15 protein-coding genes are annotated in these 14,636 nt (G+C 63.0%); 6 read left to right on the top strand and 9 right to left on the bottom strand.

What is annotated here, in order from left to right; translation table 11 throughout:
- The first annotated feature begins 119 nt into the window (after positions 1 to 119).
- Entirely contained in the window at positions 120 to 719 is a 600-nt protein-coding gene (locus tag RBB32_RS19870) for a GNAT family N-acetyltransferase (RefSeq protein WP_306155314.1), read from the top strand.
- Positions 720 to 1,006: 287 nt separating this feature from the next.
- On the opposite strand, the gene RBB32_RS19865 is transcribed toward RBB32_RS19870, so the two are convergent.
- The 3 genes from RBB32_RS19865 to mobQ all read right to left on the bottom strand — a co-directional run bounded on the left by RBB32_RS19865 (position 1,007) and on the right by mobQ (position 4,181).
- Positions 1,007 to 1,891 (bottom strand): ArdC family protein, encoded by an 885-nt coding sequence (locus RBB32_RS19865; protein WP_306155312.1) that lies wholly within the window; start codon positions 1,889 to 1,891, stop codon positions 1,007 to 1,009.
- 474 nt (positions 1,892 to 2,365) lie between these two features.
- Positions 2,366 to 2,779: a GFA family protein gene (locus tag RBB32_RS19860; RefSeq protein WP_306155310.1), complete on the bottom strand. Its 414-nt coding sequence runs from the start codon at positions 2,777 to 2,779 to the stop codon at positions 2,366 to 2,368.
- 157 nt (positions 2,780 to 2,936) lie between these two features.
- Complete coding sequence (mobQ, locus tag RBB32_RS19855) at positions 2,937 to 4,181, bottom strand: MobQ family relaxase (RefSeq protein WP_306155309.1); 1,245 nt, start codon at positions 4,179 to 4,181, stop codon at positions 2,937 to 2,939.
- A 150-nt stretch (positions 4,182 to 4,331) separates the two neighbouring features.
- On the opposite strand from mobQ, the gene RBB32_RS19850 reads away from it, so the two are divergent.
- From RBB32_RS19850 to RBB32_RS19835, 4 genes are all read left to right on the top strand, one after another.
- On the top strand, positions 4,332 to 5,945 hold the full coding sequence (locus tag RBB32_RS19850; protein WP_107817728.1) for a Mu transposase C-terminal domain-containing protein: 1,614 nt from the start codon (positions 4,332 to 4,334) through the stop codon (positions 5,943 to 5,945).
- 12 nt (positions 5,946 to 5,957) lie between these two features.
- A complete protein-coding gene (locus RBB32_RS19845; RefSeq protein ID WP_067267035.1) occupies positions 5,958 to 6,839 on the top strand; it encodes a TniB family NTP-binding protein in 882 nt (293 codons plus the stop codon).
- Complete coding sequence (locus RBB32_RS19840) at positions 6,836 to 7,687, top strand: TniQ family protein (RefSeq protein WP_082852112.1); 852 nt, start codon at positions 6,836 to 6,838, stop codon at positions 7,685 to 7,687. The genes RBB32_RS19845 and RBB32_RS19840 overlap by 4 nt, the downstream gene beginning before the upstream one ends.
- A gap of 69 nt (positions 7,688 to 7,756) precedes the next feature.
- Entirely contained in the window at positions 7,757 to 8,140 is a 384-nt protein-coding gene (locus RBB32_RS19835) for an enoyl-CoA hydratase-related protein (protein WP_067264167.1), read from the top strand.
- A gap of 18 nt (positions 8,141 to 8,158) precedes the next feature.
- On the opposite strand, the gene ugpC is transcribed toward RBB32_RS19835, so the two are convergent.
- From ugpC to RBB32_RS19805, 6 genes are all read right to left on the bottom strand, one after another.
- Positions 8,159 to 9,265: a sn-glycerol-3-phosphate ABC transporter ATP-binding protein UgpC gene (gene ugpC, locus RBB32_RS19830; protein ID WP_067264170.1), complete on the bottom strand. Its 1,107-nt coding sequence runs from the start codon at positions 9,263 to 9,265 to the stop codon at positions 8,159 to 8,161.
- Positions 9,262 to 10,005, bottom strand: coding sequence for a tyrosine-protein phosphatase (locus tag RBB32_RS19825; protein WP_067267189.1), 744 nt, complete (start codon positions 10,003 to 10,005; stop codon positions 9,262 to 9,264). Before RBB32_RS19825 ends, ugpC begins: the two co-directional genes overlap by 4 nt.
- On the bottom strand, positions 10,005 to 10,868 hold the full coding sequence (locus tag RBB32_RS19820) for a carbohydrate ABC transporter permease (RefSeq protein ID WP_067263926.1): 864 nt from the start codon (positions 10,866 to 10,868) through the stop codon (positions 10,005 to 10,007). The genes RBB32_RS19825 and RBB32_RS19820 overlap by 1 nt, the downstream gene beginning before the upstream one ends.
- Complete coding sequence (locus RBB32_RS19815) at positions 10,858 to 11,793, bottom strand: carbohydrate ABC transporter permease (protein WP_082852031.1); 936 nt, start codon at positions 11,791 to 11,793, stop codon at positions 10,858 to 10,860. Before RBB32_RS19815 ends, RBB32_RS19820 begins: the two co-directional genes overlap by 11 nt.
- A gap of 62 nt (positions 11,794 to 11,855) precedes the next feature.
- Positions 11,856 to 13,169: an ABC transporter substrate-binding protein gene (locus RBB32_RS19810; RefSeq protein WP_306155303.1), complete on the bottom strand. Its 1,314-nt coding sequence runs from the start codon at positions 13,167 to 13,169 to the stop codon at positions 11,856 to 11,858.
- Between the two features lie 45 nt (positions 13,170 to 13,214).
- The gene (locus RBB32_RS19805; protein WP_067264461.1) at positions 13,215 to 14,057 is read right to left on the bottom strand and encodes a metallophosphoesterase; all 843 of its coding nucleotides are present in this window, start codon (positions 14,055 to 14,057) and stop codon (positions 13,215 to 13,217) included.
- Between the two features lie 167 nt (positions 14,058 to 14,224).
- Here RBB32_RS19805 and RBB32_RS19800 point away from each other — a divergent pair, with 167 nt between their 5' ends.
- Positions 14,225 to 14,563, top strand: a complete 339-nt coding sequence (locus RBB32_RS19800; protein ID WP_067264464.1) for a TetR/AcrR family transcriptional regulator — start codon at positions 14,225 to 14,227, stop codon at positions 14,561 to 14,563.
- Positions 14,564 to 14,636 lie beyond the last annotated feature (73 nt).

Raw genomic sequence — 14,636 nt, 5'->3', positions numbered from 1 at the left:
GTTGGCGAACTCCCGCAGTCGGGTATCAAGTGGAAACAGAGTGGAAAAGCGGACGTTCCGATGAGTGTATATGGCTCGAATTTATGACTTGTGCTTTTGGGCGCCGGAAAGAGGCAATCATGCTTATCAATAACTCCAGAAGCTATCTGCGTGACTTCGAACCCGCCGACCGTACCGCGTTCGTCGCGTATCAGATGGACCCGCGCTATCGTCGTCTTTACGATCTTGACGATGACCCAACCCGTGCCAATGAACTGTTCGATCTGTTTGCAAGCTGGCGAATGGAGAACCCGCGACGCAACTTCCAGCTCGGCATTTTTGATACCAGTACGGACCGCCTATGCGGCTGTGGAGGGCTGCGATTGCGGCCTGAAGATCATGAGACAGCCGTGCTTGGAATCGAACTTGCCCCCTCCGATTGGGGCCGCTACCGCATCGCATTGGACGCAATATCATACCTCCTGGAGTACGGCTTCGAAATACTACGACTGCGAATGATCGTCGGGGACACAGCCAGCGGTAACGAAAGAGTAGAAAAGCTTGCCCGTTGGTTTGGTGCCCGCATTATCGATCAACGGGATGGCCCCCAGTGGATGCGCGCACGGGGGTGGCATGAAGTGGACTGGGCGCTGACACAAGAAGAGTGGCATCACTCAAGTCATCACAGAAGGCGTCGAGCTATGTCCGTTCTTGAGATCGCCGGGAAACATAAACCATGACCGAAAACTTGTCCCAACGCCAACCTAGGTTTCTAGCAAGTCAAGGTCCGCTCCGTCCCGCTCTCCGGACAGTGGTCAGCTTATGAGTGGAGGTCCGCAATAGCCTCCAACCGGTGATTTCGGGCATCTCATGCCCGTCCGCGCGAAGCGCCGGGCCTGTCGGCGGGTGGCCTTCAGGTCGCCTGCGGACAGGTCACCCTGAAACCGCCCACGACCAAGAAGGCACCGAAACGCAAAAGGCCCCCGCCTTCTGACGGGAGCCTCGATCATTGCGGCGGTGCGGCCCGCTACTCTGCGGCCATCCGGTCGGCCTGCGCAATGCGGGCCATGATGTAGTCCACGGCCTTCTGCGCCTCGGACGCGGCGCGGAAAATCGCGCGGCTGTCTTCCTTCATCGCCGCCAGCCATCCTTCGACATAGGCGGCGCTTTGGTCGAACTCGGGCTCCACCCCGATCTGGGCGCAGAGCATGCAGTTGCCGATCTCGGCGGCCAGCTCCTCGAATGCGTAGGCCTTGCGGTCGCTGAACCGGCCGAGACGATCCAGCCGCTTTGATGCGCCCGTCCAGTGGGTCAGCTCATGCGCCAAGGTCCCGTAGTATCCGGCCGCCCGATGAAACGTGCCGATCGGCGGCATATGGATGCGGTCGGTCCTGATGTTGTAGTATGCGCGCGGCTCCCCGGTCACATCGATCCGCGCGCCGGTCGCGGCAAAGAACGCCTCCAGCGCAGGGTCGGCCACGGTGCCGAGATCACGGGGCGGATCGGGCAGGATGTAGAACTCGGCGGGCAGACCCTCGATCTGGTCGGAGTTGAACACACGGTAGGCCCTCGCATAGGGAATCTGCCGCTCTTCGCCGGTCTCGTCCTCGCGCTCGACGGTGCCGAATTTCACCACGGTGGCGGATTTCTCGCCCTTGCGGACATGCCCCCCGAGCTGCCTGGCCTGATTGAACGTCATCCAGCGGGCCGAGCTGTAATCTTTGCTCATCGCCGTGGCCCAAAGCACAAGGATGTTGATCCCCCGATAGGCTTCGCCGTTGAACCGTTCCGGCAGGCTGGCCGAGCCCCCGCCTCCGGTCCACGGCTTGCGCCAGGGCGGCGTTCCCGCCTCGATCTGCGCGACGATCTGGTTGGTGACATGGGTGTAGACGTCAAACTTCGCTGCGGTCATGTGTGACCCTCCTCGCATGCGCGGTCCGGGTCTCTTCCCTTTCCGCCGATGGGCGGGCCTTCCTGTTCTGGTCTTTGGAATGCCCATGCATTCCGAAGGGCAGAGCGGGTAAGGGCAAAGCCCGTCCTGCGGCCTGGCGGGGCCGTGACAACCGGGTGGAGGGCGTGAATCTGGGAGGGAACCGCGCGCCTCGCGCGTTGGAGGAACCGGAATTCTTGACCGGAACCGACGCCGAAGGCGGCGCTTGCCGGTTTTCCCGGACCCGCCGGGATGGCAGGCGGATCATCGGAATTTGGAAGCTGTCAGGGTCGGGGTGAGCGGGCTTCAGCCCGTCGACACCCGATCCAGTCTATCGCTCAGGGCGAGACCGGCACGCTGCCGGTCTCACGGGATTTCAATCAGGGCGAAAGGCGGTGCTTTTGCAGCATGCATGCGTACCGATCTGCCCGCTGCTCGGGTGAAGCAACACTTGCCCTAAGCTTTCCTTGTGGCCGCTTCTACGGCGGCACCGAACTCCTCGGGGCTTGGCGACTCCTCGAAAGCCGGAATGGTTTCAGGCAGCGTGACCCATGATTGTTTGCGACTTATCCAAATGTGGGCCATTGGTTCAAGGCGTTGACTGCTTTCCAATGTGCCCGCCCGAAGAAACACCATTTCTGGCAGCATGCTATTTTGGTTGAAAAGCCGTGTGTGACATGTCGGACAGAAATGCTCAGTAAACTCAATTCCTCCCGTCGTTCGTATGAACGTTCCTGTAGCTCCATAGCATTCGAAGACATCGGCCTGAACCATCGCATGCTCGGCGAAGGCGCTACCGCTTCGGGTTTGGCAATTCAGGCAGTGACATGCATAGACATGCAGGGTTTCTTGCTTGACCGAGTAGGTCACGGCCCCGCACTCACATATTCCAGACAGACCCAAAGCTTTCTCCTAGCAAAGATTTTCCTAGTATCTACCAGACGGTATGGGGAGTGACCACGGGCTCCCCCATACCATTGCTGCGGCGCAGTAGGGTCGCCGCAGCGCCCTCCCCTGCCCTTCGGGATCACATTCCATGCGTCGGCCCCCGATCTATGTCCCGATCCTTCTCGACCTCCTGGTCCTTCTCCTGGTCACGCTCCTCCTCGATCTCCAGCTTTTCGCGCGGTTTGTTCAGCACATCCTTCAGGCGCTCATTCACGGACGGCTTGCGCGCCTCGCGCCCGGTCTCCTCTCCAAGCGCAGGATCGCTGTACCCGTCCAGCTTGTGAACCGCTGCCTGACCGTCCCGGCCCGCGTCCTTCTCCATGATCTCCTTCAGCCGCTCGCGCGCATAGTTGCGCCGTTCCGGATTCGGCGTGTCGTCCCGATCCTCTGACCGGCCCACGACTCGCGCCAGACGTTCCTTCATATCCTCCGGTCCAGCCCGTGCAGCGCGCTCCTTCGCGGCCGCCGCTCTGAGCGCCGCCAGACCGGCGGAGACACGCCCCTGGCCTGCGTCCCGCTCGGCTCCATAGGTCTCCCGCGCGATGTCCAGACGCTCGCGCAGCTCGCGGAACGCGGCGCGGGCCTGGCGGGCGGCATGAACCACGGCTCCGCGCTCGGTGACAGGCACGTATTCACGACCCTGGCGCTCGGCCATCGCCTTCGCCCGGCGCTCCATCGAGTTTGCCGCCGGTCCCAGCTTCAGCTCGGGGTCGCGGTCCAGCTCCTCGGCCGTCAGCTCGTCGCCCCGCTCCAGTGCCGCCTCGCGCTGTGCCTCTAAGCTGCGGTGATCGACGCGCTCGACCTCCCCTGCCCGCTCAAGTGCGCGGTTCTGTAGATCGGCCCAGAGGCCGCGCATCTGCTCGATCTCGACGCCGCCGGTCTTCGCGGAATCGAGCACGCGGGTCTTGGCGGTGAAGCCTTGCGCCTCCAGCTTGCGGGTGGAGGTCAGGACGTGGGCATGGTGATTGCGCTGATCGCCTTCCCGGTGCGGCGCATGGATCGCCACATCGACGGCCACGCCATAGCGGCCGACCAGCTCCTGAGCGAAGTCGCGCGTGATCTGCGAGCGGTCTTCGGCGCTGATCTCGGACGGCAGGGCCAGCTCCCACTCGCGGGCGGTGACGGAGTTGCGGCGGGTCTCGCTGGCCTCGACCTCGTTCCAGAGCCGGGACCGATCCTGCGCCCAGTCCGGGGCATCCTTCGGGGTCAGGATGAAGGTCTCCTCGATCCGCTGCTTGCGGGTGTAATCGTGGACGCGGCCTTCGCGCTGGCACTCGATGCGCTCGCCGACACGGTAGGCGGCGGCTGCCGTGGCGGATGTCACTTAGCACTTAAAGATGATAATCTGATCTTCCTTATTTCAATGACTTAGCTTTGCCCCTAAATGTGAGAATTGGCACTTAAATTAATAATGGAGACTGGACTTTAGCCCTTAATTCGATAATTGTGGCTCCGATTTTGTCGGGTTCTCATTGTGACCGAACCACTTCTATACGAGATAGACGACGCCGTGTGGGCAGAAGCCTGTCGCCGTGCGGCTGCGATCCGCAGATTCCTGGAATCCAGTTCCGGTGAGTCAACAGTGGCCGCTATTGCCGATCTTGCCTCCGAACTGCAGGTCAGCCAAGCGACGACCTACCGTTTGCTGAGGCGGTTTCGGGCGGACGGAACTGTCATGTCGCTCGTTGAGACCAAGCGCGGACGCCCGACGGGCCATCGCGCTTTGGATGCTCGGCGCGAGGAGATCATCGAGAAGGCAATCCGCACGTACTATCTGAAACCGACCCGGCCACCGGTCTCGCAGCTGGTGCGGGACATTGAAACGGATTGCGCTTCGGCAGGATTGAAGTCGCCGCATCGCCGAACGATCGAGCGGCGGCTGGGCGACCTGGACCTGCGCCACCGGGCGCAGCGTCGGGGCGAAACGCGGACCGTAAAAGCAACGACGGCGGTCCCGGGAACACTGAGCACCTCCCGACCCCTCGAGATTGTTCAGATCGATCACACGAAGGCCGACATCTTTGTCGTCGATGAGGAAACCCGCGAACCAATCGGACGACCGTGGCTGACCCTGGCCATGGATGTCTTTAGCCGTATGGTGACGGGCTTCTACTTGACCATGGATGCGCCATCCCGGCTTTCGACGAGCCTATGCCTGCTGCATTCGGTCTATGACAAGACGGCCTGGCTCAAAGCGCGCGAGATCGAAGAGCCCTGGCCCGTGGCCGGCCTTCCCGACCGGGTGCATGTGGACAATGGCGCGGATTTCCGGAGTCGCGCGTTCAAACGTGGCTGCGAGAATGCAGGCATTGCGATCGACTGGCGACCGCCGGGTACGCCGCGCTTCGGCGGACATATCGAGCGTTTGATCGGCACCCAGATGGGACGGCTGCACCTGTTGCCCGGTACGACCTTCAGCAACGCTCAGGACCTCGCGGAGTATGATTCAAGAAAACATGCGGCGCTGACCCTGCGCGAGTTGGAGCGCTATATCGCCCTCGACATTGTCGGGTCCTATCATCAATCCATCCACAGCTCGCTGAGCCGCCCTCCCCTCGCCGTCTGGTGGGACCATGAAGGCGAGATCCCTCTGCGGCTGCCTGAGGATCGATTGCAGTTCTGGGTCTCTTTCCTGCCGGAGCAGGAACGGACCTTGCGTCCAACCGGCATTCACCTGTTCGATCTGCGCTACTGGTCAGCCGCACTCAGCGCCGATGTCGGCCGGACTGAGCGGCGGCTTCTCGTGAAGTATGATCCGCGTGATATGTCGCGTGTGTTCGTGCGGCGGCCCTCAGGCAACTTCGTCGAAGCCCGCTACGCGGACCTGACCCTGGCACCCATTTCCCTGCACGAGGCTTTGACGGCGCGTCGCACCCTGCGTGAGAAAGGGCGGCGTGAAGTCGATAGCCGCGCGGTTGTGAGGACCGCACTCGAACAGCGGAAGTTGGTTGATGAGGCCGTAAACAGAACCGCTGCCGTGCGGCGCGGCAAAGCTCAGCCGAGGCGTGCCGACGACCTCCGGGATACGGGCACGCTCCGTGGTGTCGACTCCAGCAAACCGGTGCCTTTTGTTGAGGACACCGAATGAGCTGGAGCCATAATGACGAACGATCACCCTCATCTTACCGCCGACGCGGCAGCCCTGCTGTCTGAACCCCAGGCGGGACGCATTCGCGCCATCAGGTCCCGCCGTTGGGTTCTCTACCCTCGCGCAAAGCAAGCCCTCGATCGCCTCGAGGCGCTCCTTGATCATCCGAGAGGTTCCCGCATGCCGTCTGTCGCGATCTATGGCGACAGCGGGATGGGCAAGACCATGATCATGCAACGCTTCCGCGATCAGCATCCGCCACATCTTGATCGCCGTACCGGGATTCTGAAGACACCGGTCCTGGCCATGGAAATGGTTAGCCGCCCCGGCGAGCGGCGCTTCTATGGTGAACTGCTTTCCCTCCTCGGCGCACCCCAGGCACCGCGGGCCGATATTGCTCAGATGGAACAGGCGACGCTGCGGATTATGAAGGCAATCGGCACCCAGGTTCTGGTCATCGACGAGGTCCACAACATCCTCGCCGGGACCTATCGAGAGCAACGTATCGTGCTCAACATGCTGCGCTTTCTCAGCAATCGGCTCCAAATCTCACTGGTCTGCTTCGGCGTGAACGACGCCCGGGAAGCCATCGGCGGTGACGTTCAACTTGCGCGACGCTTCGAGCAACTCACCCTGAACCGTTGGGCCGCCAACGAAGACTTCGAGACGCTGATCGCGTCGATCCTGCGCAATACGCCATTGCGGCGACCCTCTGTGCTGACGCCGAAATCCCTGCGGCGCATTCTGCAGATTACGGACGGTATCACGGCGAACATCTTCCAGATGCTGGGCAGTCTTGCGATCGAGGCTATCGAGAGCGGGACCGAACACATCACCGACGGCGCCGTCGAGGCTTGGGTGCCTGCATTTGATGCCGAAGCGGTCTTCGCATGACGGGACCCCTGCCCGTCACCTTGCCACCTCTGCGCGGCGAAGTCCTGTCATCCTGGATCAGTCGCCACGCGGACTTCTATGGCGTCACGCCGTTGACCATGTTGCGCCATGGATTGCCGGATGCGACATCCCTTGAGGCAATCGATTTTTCCCTGACCAACGCCCAAGCGAACCGGATTGCGGGGATGTTCGGTGTCAGCCCGCAACTTGTACGCAGCCTGAGCTTCGCGGGTGCCCCCAAAGCGGCTCACCGGTTCATCGCCAAGAGTCCAATGCAGCGTTGCGGGCGGTGCACTCAAACCGATGTCAGCCCTCCGCCAATTCTTAGAAGCGAATTGCAGGGGTGGCGGATCACTTGCTCGCACTGTGGGGAACCCTACCAGGACAAGACCACCAGTGACGGCGAACGGACGCTTGAGCCATATCGCGCGGCAGCACGTCGCGGTGAGACCTTGTTGAACAACCACGCAGAGCGCCGCGTGGAAACATGGCTGCCACCTCTGGAGATCGCGCGGCTTCTGCTCATGCGCCGCATCCCCTGGCCGCCCCCGCGTGACGGCGATCTCTGGCGCTACCGGCTCCTCGGCGCCATCGTCCCCGATTTCGATGCCATACTGGCCAGGGAGACTTCGTTTCCACATTCGCCAAAACACCCCATCCTGCCACTCTGCATCCGACCCGCGCTCCTGGCAGGCGTGGCGATCATTGACCGCGCAGGGCCACCGATGCTGAAGATGCTGCACGGGCACATGATGGGCGAGAACAGAAAGCGCTTTGTCATGGCGACAGACCATTTGGTAAGCCCGGCGATCGAGTGGGGACCACCCCAGCAGTTCCAACTGATATGAAACCCGGGCCAGATGATTCTCAGCTTAAAGTGCCAAAAATCTTCAAATCGACCGCATTCTCACATTTAAGTGCTAAGTGACAAGAGCGCGTATTTCCAGGACACCCATGCCAAGATCGGGCTGCTGCCGGGCTGGGGCCTGTCGCAGCGCCTACCGCGGGTCGTCGGGCCGTCGACGGCGAAGGAAATCTCCCTCACCGCCCGCCGCGTGCCTGCGACAGAGGCTGCTTCGCTTGGTTTTGTCACGCGGGTCGTGCCGGATGACGCGCTGGCCAGTGCCGCGCGCGAGGTGGCCGAGGGGATCGCGCAATGGGACCCGGCCCACATCGCACGGATCAAGGCGCTGATGGACGACGGCTATGCCCTGCCGCTGAGCGACGCGCTGGTGCTGGAAGTTGAGCGCGCCGCCGACCTTAACCGACAGGTCAAGATCGGCGGTCCAGGTCCGGCGTGACGGCAATCGCGCCCCGAATCAGCTGACGAATTCGGGGCCGACGTTCGACGTGGCCATACCGGTGCGGTCGGTCCGCCTGCCGTTGAGTGGGTCGAACAGGTGAAGCGCCTCTGCTGGCCAGTCGAGCCACGCCAGCATGTCTTCGCGCAGGGTGGTCGACTTGGGCAAGGTGGCGGCCACGGAGTCGCCCGACGGCATCCGGCAATGGGCCAGCCGCGCGGCGCCGAAATCCTCGATCAGCTCGATCCGGACTTGGACCTTGCCGGTGGCGGGCGAGAGGGAGACATCTTCGGACCGCAGCCCAAGGATCGTGTCGCCGGAGGCCCGGACGCCCGGCAGGTCGATCCTATGATCCTCCGCGCCGGTCAGATGACCAACACCATCGGCGATCCGGACGGGAAACAGCGACATCGCGGGCGAGCCAATGAAGCTGGCGGCGAAGGTCGTAGCGGGGTGGGCGTAGACCTCGGCCGGGGAGCCGATCTGTTCGATCCGGCCGCCGTTCATGACGATCAGCAGATCGGCCATGGTCATCGCCTCGACCTGATCATGGGTGACGAAGACCGAGGTTGCACCAAGCTGACGGTGCAGGCGCTTGATCTCAAGCCGCATCTGTACCCGCAGCTTGGCATCGAGGTTCGAGAGCGGTTCGTCAAACAGAAACACATCCGGCTTGCGCACGATGGCCCGGCCCATGGCGACACGTTGCCGCTGCCCGCCGGAGAGCTGCGCGGGACGGCGGTCCAGAAGCTCGGAGAGGCCGAGGATGCGGGCGGCTTCCTCGATCCGGGTCTGACGCTCGGGCTTGGGCAGGCGGGCGATCTTGAGCGGATAGGCGAGGTTCTCGGCCACGGTCATATGAGGATAGAGCGCGTAGTTCTGAAAGACCATGGCGCAACCCCGGTCCGAGGGTTCGATATCGTTCATCAAGTGATCGCCGATCCGCAGCTCTCCGCCGGTGATCTGCTCCAGCCCCGCGATCATGCGCAGCAGGGTGGACTTGCCGCAGCCCGACGGGCCGACGATAGCGGCGAAACAGCCATCCGGGATCTCGGCGTTCAGGCCATGAACCACCTGTTTGCCGTCATAGGATTTGCGGATGTCGCGGATGCTGACACCGGTCATGCGGTTGCCTCCATGTCGATGATACGGGCGCAAAGGGCGTCGACCGTCGCAGGCGTCAGGCCGATCCGGTCGAGATAGGGGTGGATGCCGCCGTAGGTCGCGTCCAGATGGGCCAGCAGATGCAGCATCGACTGCGGGTCGCTGCCCAGCACGGCGGCGGCAATGGCCGGGTCGGTGCCTTGTTCCAGAACATGTGCCTGAAGGCCGTCGATGATCGGCTCCAGCAACTCGCGCGTCATGGCATAGTCGGTGGCGATGGTCTCGGCATCCACCCCGCCAAGCGCGAGCAGCAGCGCGGCGATCAGCCCGGTGCGGTCCTTGCCGGCGGTGCAGTGGAACATGACCGCGCCATCGGGGGCCTCGGCAATCGCGGTCAGGGTCCGGGCGATGGCGTCGTGCCGCTTGTCGAGCGCCTGGGTGTAGAGCGTGCGCAGCACCTGATCTTCGGGAATGTCGTGGGGGATCCGCAGGCTCTCGAACAGCGGAATCTGAAGGTAGATCACCGCCGGATGGTCAGCAAAGGGGTTGGGGAAGCGTGCGTGTTCCGCCGCGTGCCGCAGGTCGATTACCGTAGTGAGCCCCATGGCGTGCAGCTGGTCCATCGCGGGGCCGTCCAGCCGGTGCAGGCTGTCGGCGCGCAGGATGCTGCGCCAGCGGGTGCTGCCCTGCGTGCCCGGATATCCGCCGAGGTCACGGATGTTATAGGCCCCCGGCACGGAAAGAATTCGGTCGAATTTCATCAGCGCAACCCCGATTTCATAAAGGATTGAATGACCTGCCTTTGCAGGACCACGTAAAAGATCAGGATCGGCAGGCTGGCCATGGTCGAGGCGGCCATCAGCGGACCCCATTGCGTCCCTTCCTGCGTGATGAACATCTGGATGCCGATCTGGACGACCGAATTTTCGGCCGTGCGGGTCAGCAGCAGCGGCCAGAAATATTCGTTCCAGGTCGAGATGAAGATCAGGATCGCAAGCGAGGCGATCATCCCGCGGAGGTTCGGCACGATGATCCCCCACAGAACCCGCCAATGTCCAGCCCCGTCCATGCGCGCGGCCTCGAGCACCTCTTTCGGGAAGGCGCGGATCGACTGGGTCAGCAGCATGATCGCCAGCGCATGGGCGAAATGTGGCAGGACCAGCGCCGTGACCGTGTCCAGAAGGCCAAGCCGGGCGACCAGCAGGTAGTTCGGGATCATCACGACCTGCAACGGGACCAGCCATGTCAGCGCGACCAGCCCGAAGACCACCCAGTCCAGCCGGAACCGGAAGCGTGCGAAGGCATAGGCCGCGAGCACCCCGGTCAGAAGCTGGATCACCGTGACGGAGGCGGAGACGACAACCGTGTTCCACAGCATCGCGCCCATGGGGATCGACTGAAGGGCCTGGGCGTAGTTTTCCAGCGACGGGGCCGTCGGCCAGAGCGTGCCTTCGAAGATGCGGTTGGCGGGCCTCAGGGAGCTGACGATCATCCAGTAGACCGGGAAGACGCAGATGAGCGACAGAAGGATCATGGCCGCATGGCCCGGCAGCATCCGGGTCGCGCCCGCGCGGCGGACAGCCCGGCGGCGCGGGACGGCGAAGGTCGCGGTTTCAGCTGTCATGGAAAGAATAGCGCTCCATCAGACGCAGCAGGAGGAAGGCGAGGGCGCCGAAGCCGAGGAAGAGGATCATCGCGGCGGCGGAACTCCACCCGACGGAGAGGGAGGAAAACCCGAACTCCCACAGCAGGTAGTAGATGTTCGTTGTCGCGCCGAGCGGGCCGCCTTCGGTCAGGACGTGGATATAGGAAAAGCTCCACTGTGCGCCCAGAAGGATTGTCATCATCACGAGGAAGAGGATGGTCGAACTGAGCAGCGGCAGGCGGATGTCGCGGATGATCTGCCAGCGGGTCGCGCCGTCCATCCGCGCGGCCTCGACCAGCGAGGGGTCGATATTGGCATTGGCGGCCGACAGGATAAGGGTCGCGAAGCCGACGAGCTTCCACCCGGTGATGAAGATGATCGTCCAGATGGCGATATCGGGGTCGTTCAGGAACTGGACGGGTTCGAAGCCAAGCGCCGTGATCCCGACATTCACCAGCCCGTGCCCGGGGTCGAGCAGCCAGCGGAAGACAGATGCGGCGACCACGGGGGCGATGATCATCGGCAGGAAGATCAGCGCGCGATAGATGTTGCGGGCGCGGGGCGGCAGATCTTCGGTCCAGATGGCGATGGCCAGCGGCACGAGCACCGAAAAGGGCAGCATCCCCAGCATGTAGATCGCGGTATTGCCAAGCGCCTGCCAGAGCTTGGGCAGGGCGAGGATGTTTTCGTAGTTCTTCCAGCCCACGAAAGTCTTGGGTGCGAAAGGGAGCATGTTCCAGTCGTAGAAGCTGAGCCATGCCGCCTGCACAAGCGGCGCGTAGATCCAGATGACGAAGGTGGCAATCGCCGGGAAGAGGAAGAACCAGGGCAACGAAAGGCGCCCGATCTTCAGGGATCGGCGCGGCTGTGCGCGGGCAGGGGTGTGGATATCGGCGACGGTCATTTCGGCTCCTCGAAGGAACGGGGGCGGATCGGGCCGACCCGGGGGCCGACCCGAAGTTCAGGTCAGCTTCCGGGCATCATGGCCTGGGCTCGGGCTTGCGCGCCTTGCATGATCTCGGCCACGTCGCCGTCGCCAAAGACGGCTTGCTCGGCGGCCTCCATCAGCGTTGCGGCGACTTGGCGATAGCTGGTGCCGGGGTACGACCGCCACGGCTCCATCCGCTCAAGCTGGGCGAGGTTCGGGCGGACCAGCGGGTTCGCATCGACCCAGTCCTTCAGATACTCCGGATCGTCGACGATGGCGGTCCGCAGCGGCAGGTAGCCAATCTTGGAGGTGATGATCGTGTAGCCCCGTTCGGAGGTGAGGAACTTCATCAGCTCCCACGCCGCGCGCTGCTTGACCGGGTCCTGAGAGAACATGACCAGCCCGCTGCCGGAATTGGTCGGCGACGCGGGACGCTCGCCAAAGCCCGGCATCTGCGCGGCGCGCAGTTCATAGTTGCCTTCGGCCTGGCTCAGCAGGTGGTTCTGCAGGCCAGATGAGTTGATGTACATCGCAAGCTTGCCCGCCGCCATGCTTTCCAGCGCCTCCCCGCGAGAGATATTGCCGTAGACGCCCGCATCCTTGAGACCGCGCAGCATGGCGACTGCCTCGATGGTCTCGGGCCGGTCAAAGGTGACGGCCGTGCCCGCATCGTTTATCACGCTGCCGCCGTTGGACAGGATGACGGATTGCAGCAGCCAGTCGTACGGGCCGACCTGCACGCCGATGATGCCGCCGGCAAATCCGTTGGCCTCGGTCTTGTCCTGAATGGTCAGGGCGTAGTCCTTGACCTCTTCCCATGTCTTGGGTGGCTGGTCGGGGTCCAGCCCGGCCTCACGAAAGAGGTCGGCGTTGTAGAATACCATCGGGGTGGAGAAGGTATAAGCCAGTGCATAGGTCTTGTCGCCGACCTTGCCGAGGTCGAGGCCCGAGGGGACCATGCCCTCCACATGCGCATCCCAGTCGGCCTGTGGCACGGCCTGATCAATCGGCACGGCGCCCAGCTGCTGCCCGGCGTAGGCGAGGTCCGAGAAGATCACCTGCGCGACATCCGGTGGACGGCGGGCGGCGATATCGGTCTGGACGCGGGTGCCCATGTCATTGACGTTCACGCCGACGCCCTCGACCTTGATCATCGGGTTCGCGGCCATGAATTCTTCGATCAGCTGAACGGTCGCGTCGTGACCCTGCCCGGCGGTGGCGAGGTTGTAGTTGTAGAAACTGATCTCGACCGGTTCGATGATCTCGTCGGCCATTTGCGCCCAGACGGGGCCGGTGGCCATGGTGGCAATACCAAGCGCAAGCAGCGCGCGGCGGGATAGGGGGAAGGTCATGGTGTCTCCTGTCGGTTTGTTTGGGTGTGGTCGCGGGCCTGAGGATCAGCCCACGACCTCGGCGGCGGGTTCGGACATCAGGCGGGCGGCGTCTTCATGGCTCATCGCCATTACGGTGCGGCCTTCGGAGGGCTGGGGCAGGAAGTTCACGGTCAGCCCGCTGTCGCGCAGGGTGCAGACCGAGAATCCGGTGCCGTCGGTGGCTTCGATCGCCATGTCGCTGAAGGGCTGCATCCGGGAGTGGTGGCCGTTGCCGACAAAGACCGGGACGCCGTTCCAGATCGACACGCGGTCCTGATGGATATGGCCGCAGAAGAGGCCCAACAGGGGCCGTCCGCTCAGGACCTTGCGGAGCTTTTCGGTATCTTCGGCAGCGAGGCATTCAAAGGCCGGTTCGTCTGCACCCATCATCGGCGGGTGATGCAGGACGACCACCTTTGGCAGGTCCGCGTGACGGTCGAGCGCGGCGGCCAGCCATTCAAGCTGCGCGTCCTCAAGCGTGCCGTGGATCTGATCCGGGGTCGAGCTGTCGAGAACGATGACATGGACCCCCGCGATGACCGCCTCATGATCGTAAGGCGCGTCCAGATCGGCGCTTTCGCCCAGCATCTCGCGCCGGAAATCGGGGCGGCTGTCGTGGTTGCCAAGGGCAAAGAGGGTCGGAATATCGACGTCGTCCCAGATCGCCCGCAGGCGCTGATAGGCGACCGGGTCTTCGTTGTTGGTCAGGTCGCCGCTGACGATGATGAACTCGGGCCGGTCGGGCAGGGCGTCGATCCGGGCAAGCGCGTCCCGCAGGATCGCGGCCGTGTCGGAATAGAGGTGCGGTTCGTCAACATCTGGGTTCGACATGTGCAGGTCGGTGAGGTGAACGAAGGTCTTTGGCATCGCGGGTCTCCTTGGGCATGCCTTTCCTGATCGCGGCCGGTGGCCGCGGCGGGATGGCTGGGTCTGGCTGTTGTCCGGTGAGGCCGGAAAGGTCCGGGACTCACCGCTTGAGTTCGGGTTTTCCATCGACTAGCGTGACTATGTGACAACTGAATGAAGGTTCATTCATGAATTTGGTCAGGGCAGAAAAACCGCGCGGCGACGACAAACGGGCGCGCATTATCAAGGCAGCGGGAGAGCAGTTCGTCCTGTCCGGCCTGCAGGGTCCGATGTCGGAGATCGCCGAACGGGCGCACGTGGCGATCGGATCTCTGTACCTGTATTTCAAGTCGAAAGAAGAGTTGATCAAGGCCGTCTATGCCGATCTGGCCGCCGAGATGACGGCGTTTCTGGTCCGCGAACCCGCCCCGGACGAGCCTCATGAAGAGCGGGTGAAGCGTTACATACGGGACTACCTCGATTTCATCGCGATGGATCCGGATCGGGCGAGCCTGTTCGGTTACTGAAGTGGTCCTATCATTTCGGACAGGTTTGCAGCGTTTCTAAGGTGTATCGGGTTTAGGTTTCATGCTGCTTTTT

The sequence above is a fragment of the Roseovarius sp. MMSF_3281 genome (assembly GCF_030733685.1).
GTDB lineage: Bacteria > Pseudomonadota > Alphaproteobacteria > Rhodobacterales > Rhodobacteraceae > Roseovarius.
Note: the sequence above shows the minus strand (reverse complement) of the source record. Positions and strands in the feature narration are given on the sequence as shown.

Bases quoted from the DNA above. Each gene is read 5' to 3' on its own strand.
- RBB32_RS19870 (WP_306155314.1), top strand. From the start codon at position 120: ATGCTTATCAATAACTCCAGAAGCTATCTGCGTGACTTCGAACCCGCC.
- RBB32_RS19865 (WP_306155312.1), bottom strand. From the start codon at position 1,891: ATGACCGCAGCGAAGTTTGACGTCTACACCCATGTCACCAACCAGATC.
- RBB32_RS19845 (WP_067267035.1), top strand. From the start codon at position 5,958: ATGACGAACGATCACCCTCATCTTACCGCCGACGCGGCAGCCCTGCTG.
- RBB32_RS19840 (WP_082852112.1), top strand. From the start codon at position 6,836: ATGACGGGACCCCTGCCCGTCACCTTGCCACCTCTGCGCGGCGAAGTC.
- ugpC (WP_067264170.1), bottom strand. From the start codon at position 9,265: ATGACCGGTGTCAGCATCCGCGACATCCGCAAATCCTATGACGGCAAA.
- RBB32_RS19825 (WP_067267189.1), bottom strand. From the start codon at position 10,005: ATGAAATTCGACCGAATTCTTTCCGTGCCGGGGGCCTATAACATCCGT.
- RBB32_RS19820 (WP_067263926.1), bottom strand. From the start codon at position 10,868: ATGACAGCTGAAACCGCGACCTTCGCCGTCCCGCGCCGCCGGGCTGTC.
- RBB32_RS19815 (WP_082852031.1), bottom strand. From the start codon at position 11,793: ATGACCGTCGCCGATATCCACACCCCTGCCCGCGCACAGCCGCGCCGA.
- RBB32_RS19810 (WP_306155303.1), bottom strand. From the start codon at position 13,169: ATGACCTTCCCCCTATCCCGCCGCGCGCTGCTTGCGCTTGGTATTGCC.
- RBB32_RS19805 (WP_067264461.1), bottom strand. From the start codon at position 14,057: ATGCCAAAGACCTTCGTTCACCTCACCGACCTGCACATGTCGAACCCA.
- RBB32_RS19800 (WP_067264464.1), top strand. From the start codon at position 14,225: ATGAATTTGGTCAGGGCAGAAAAACCGCGCGGCGACGACAAACGGGCG.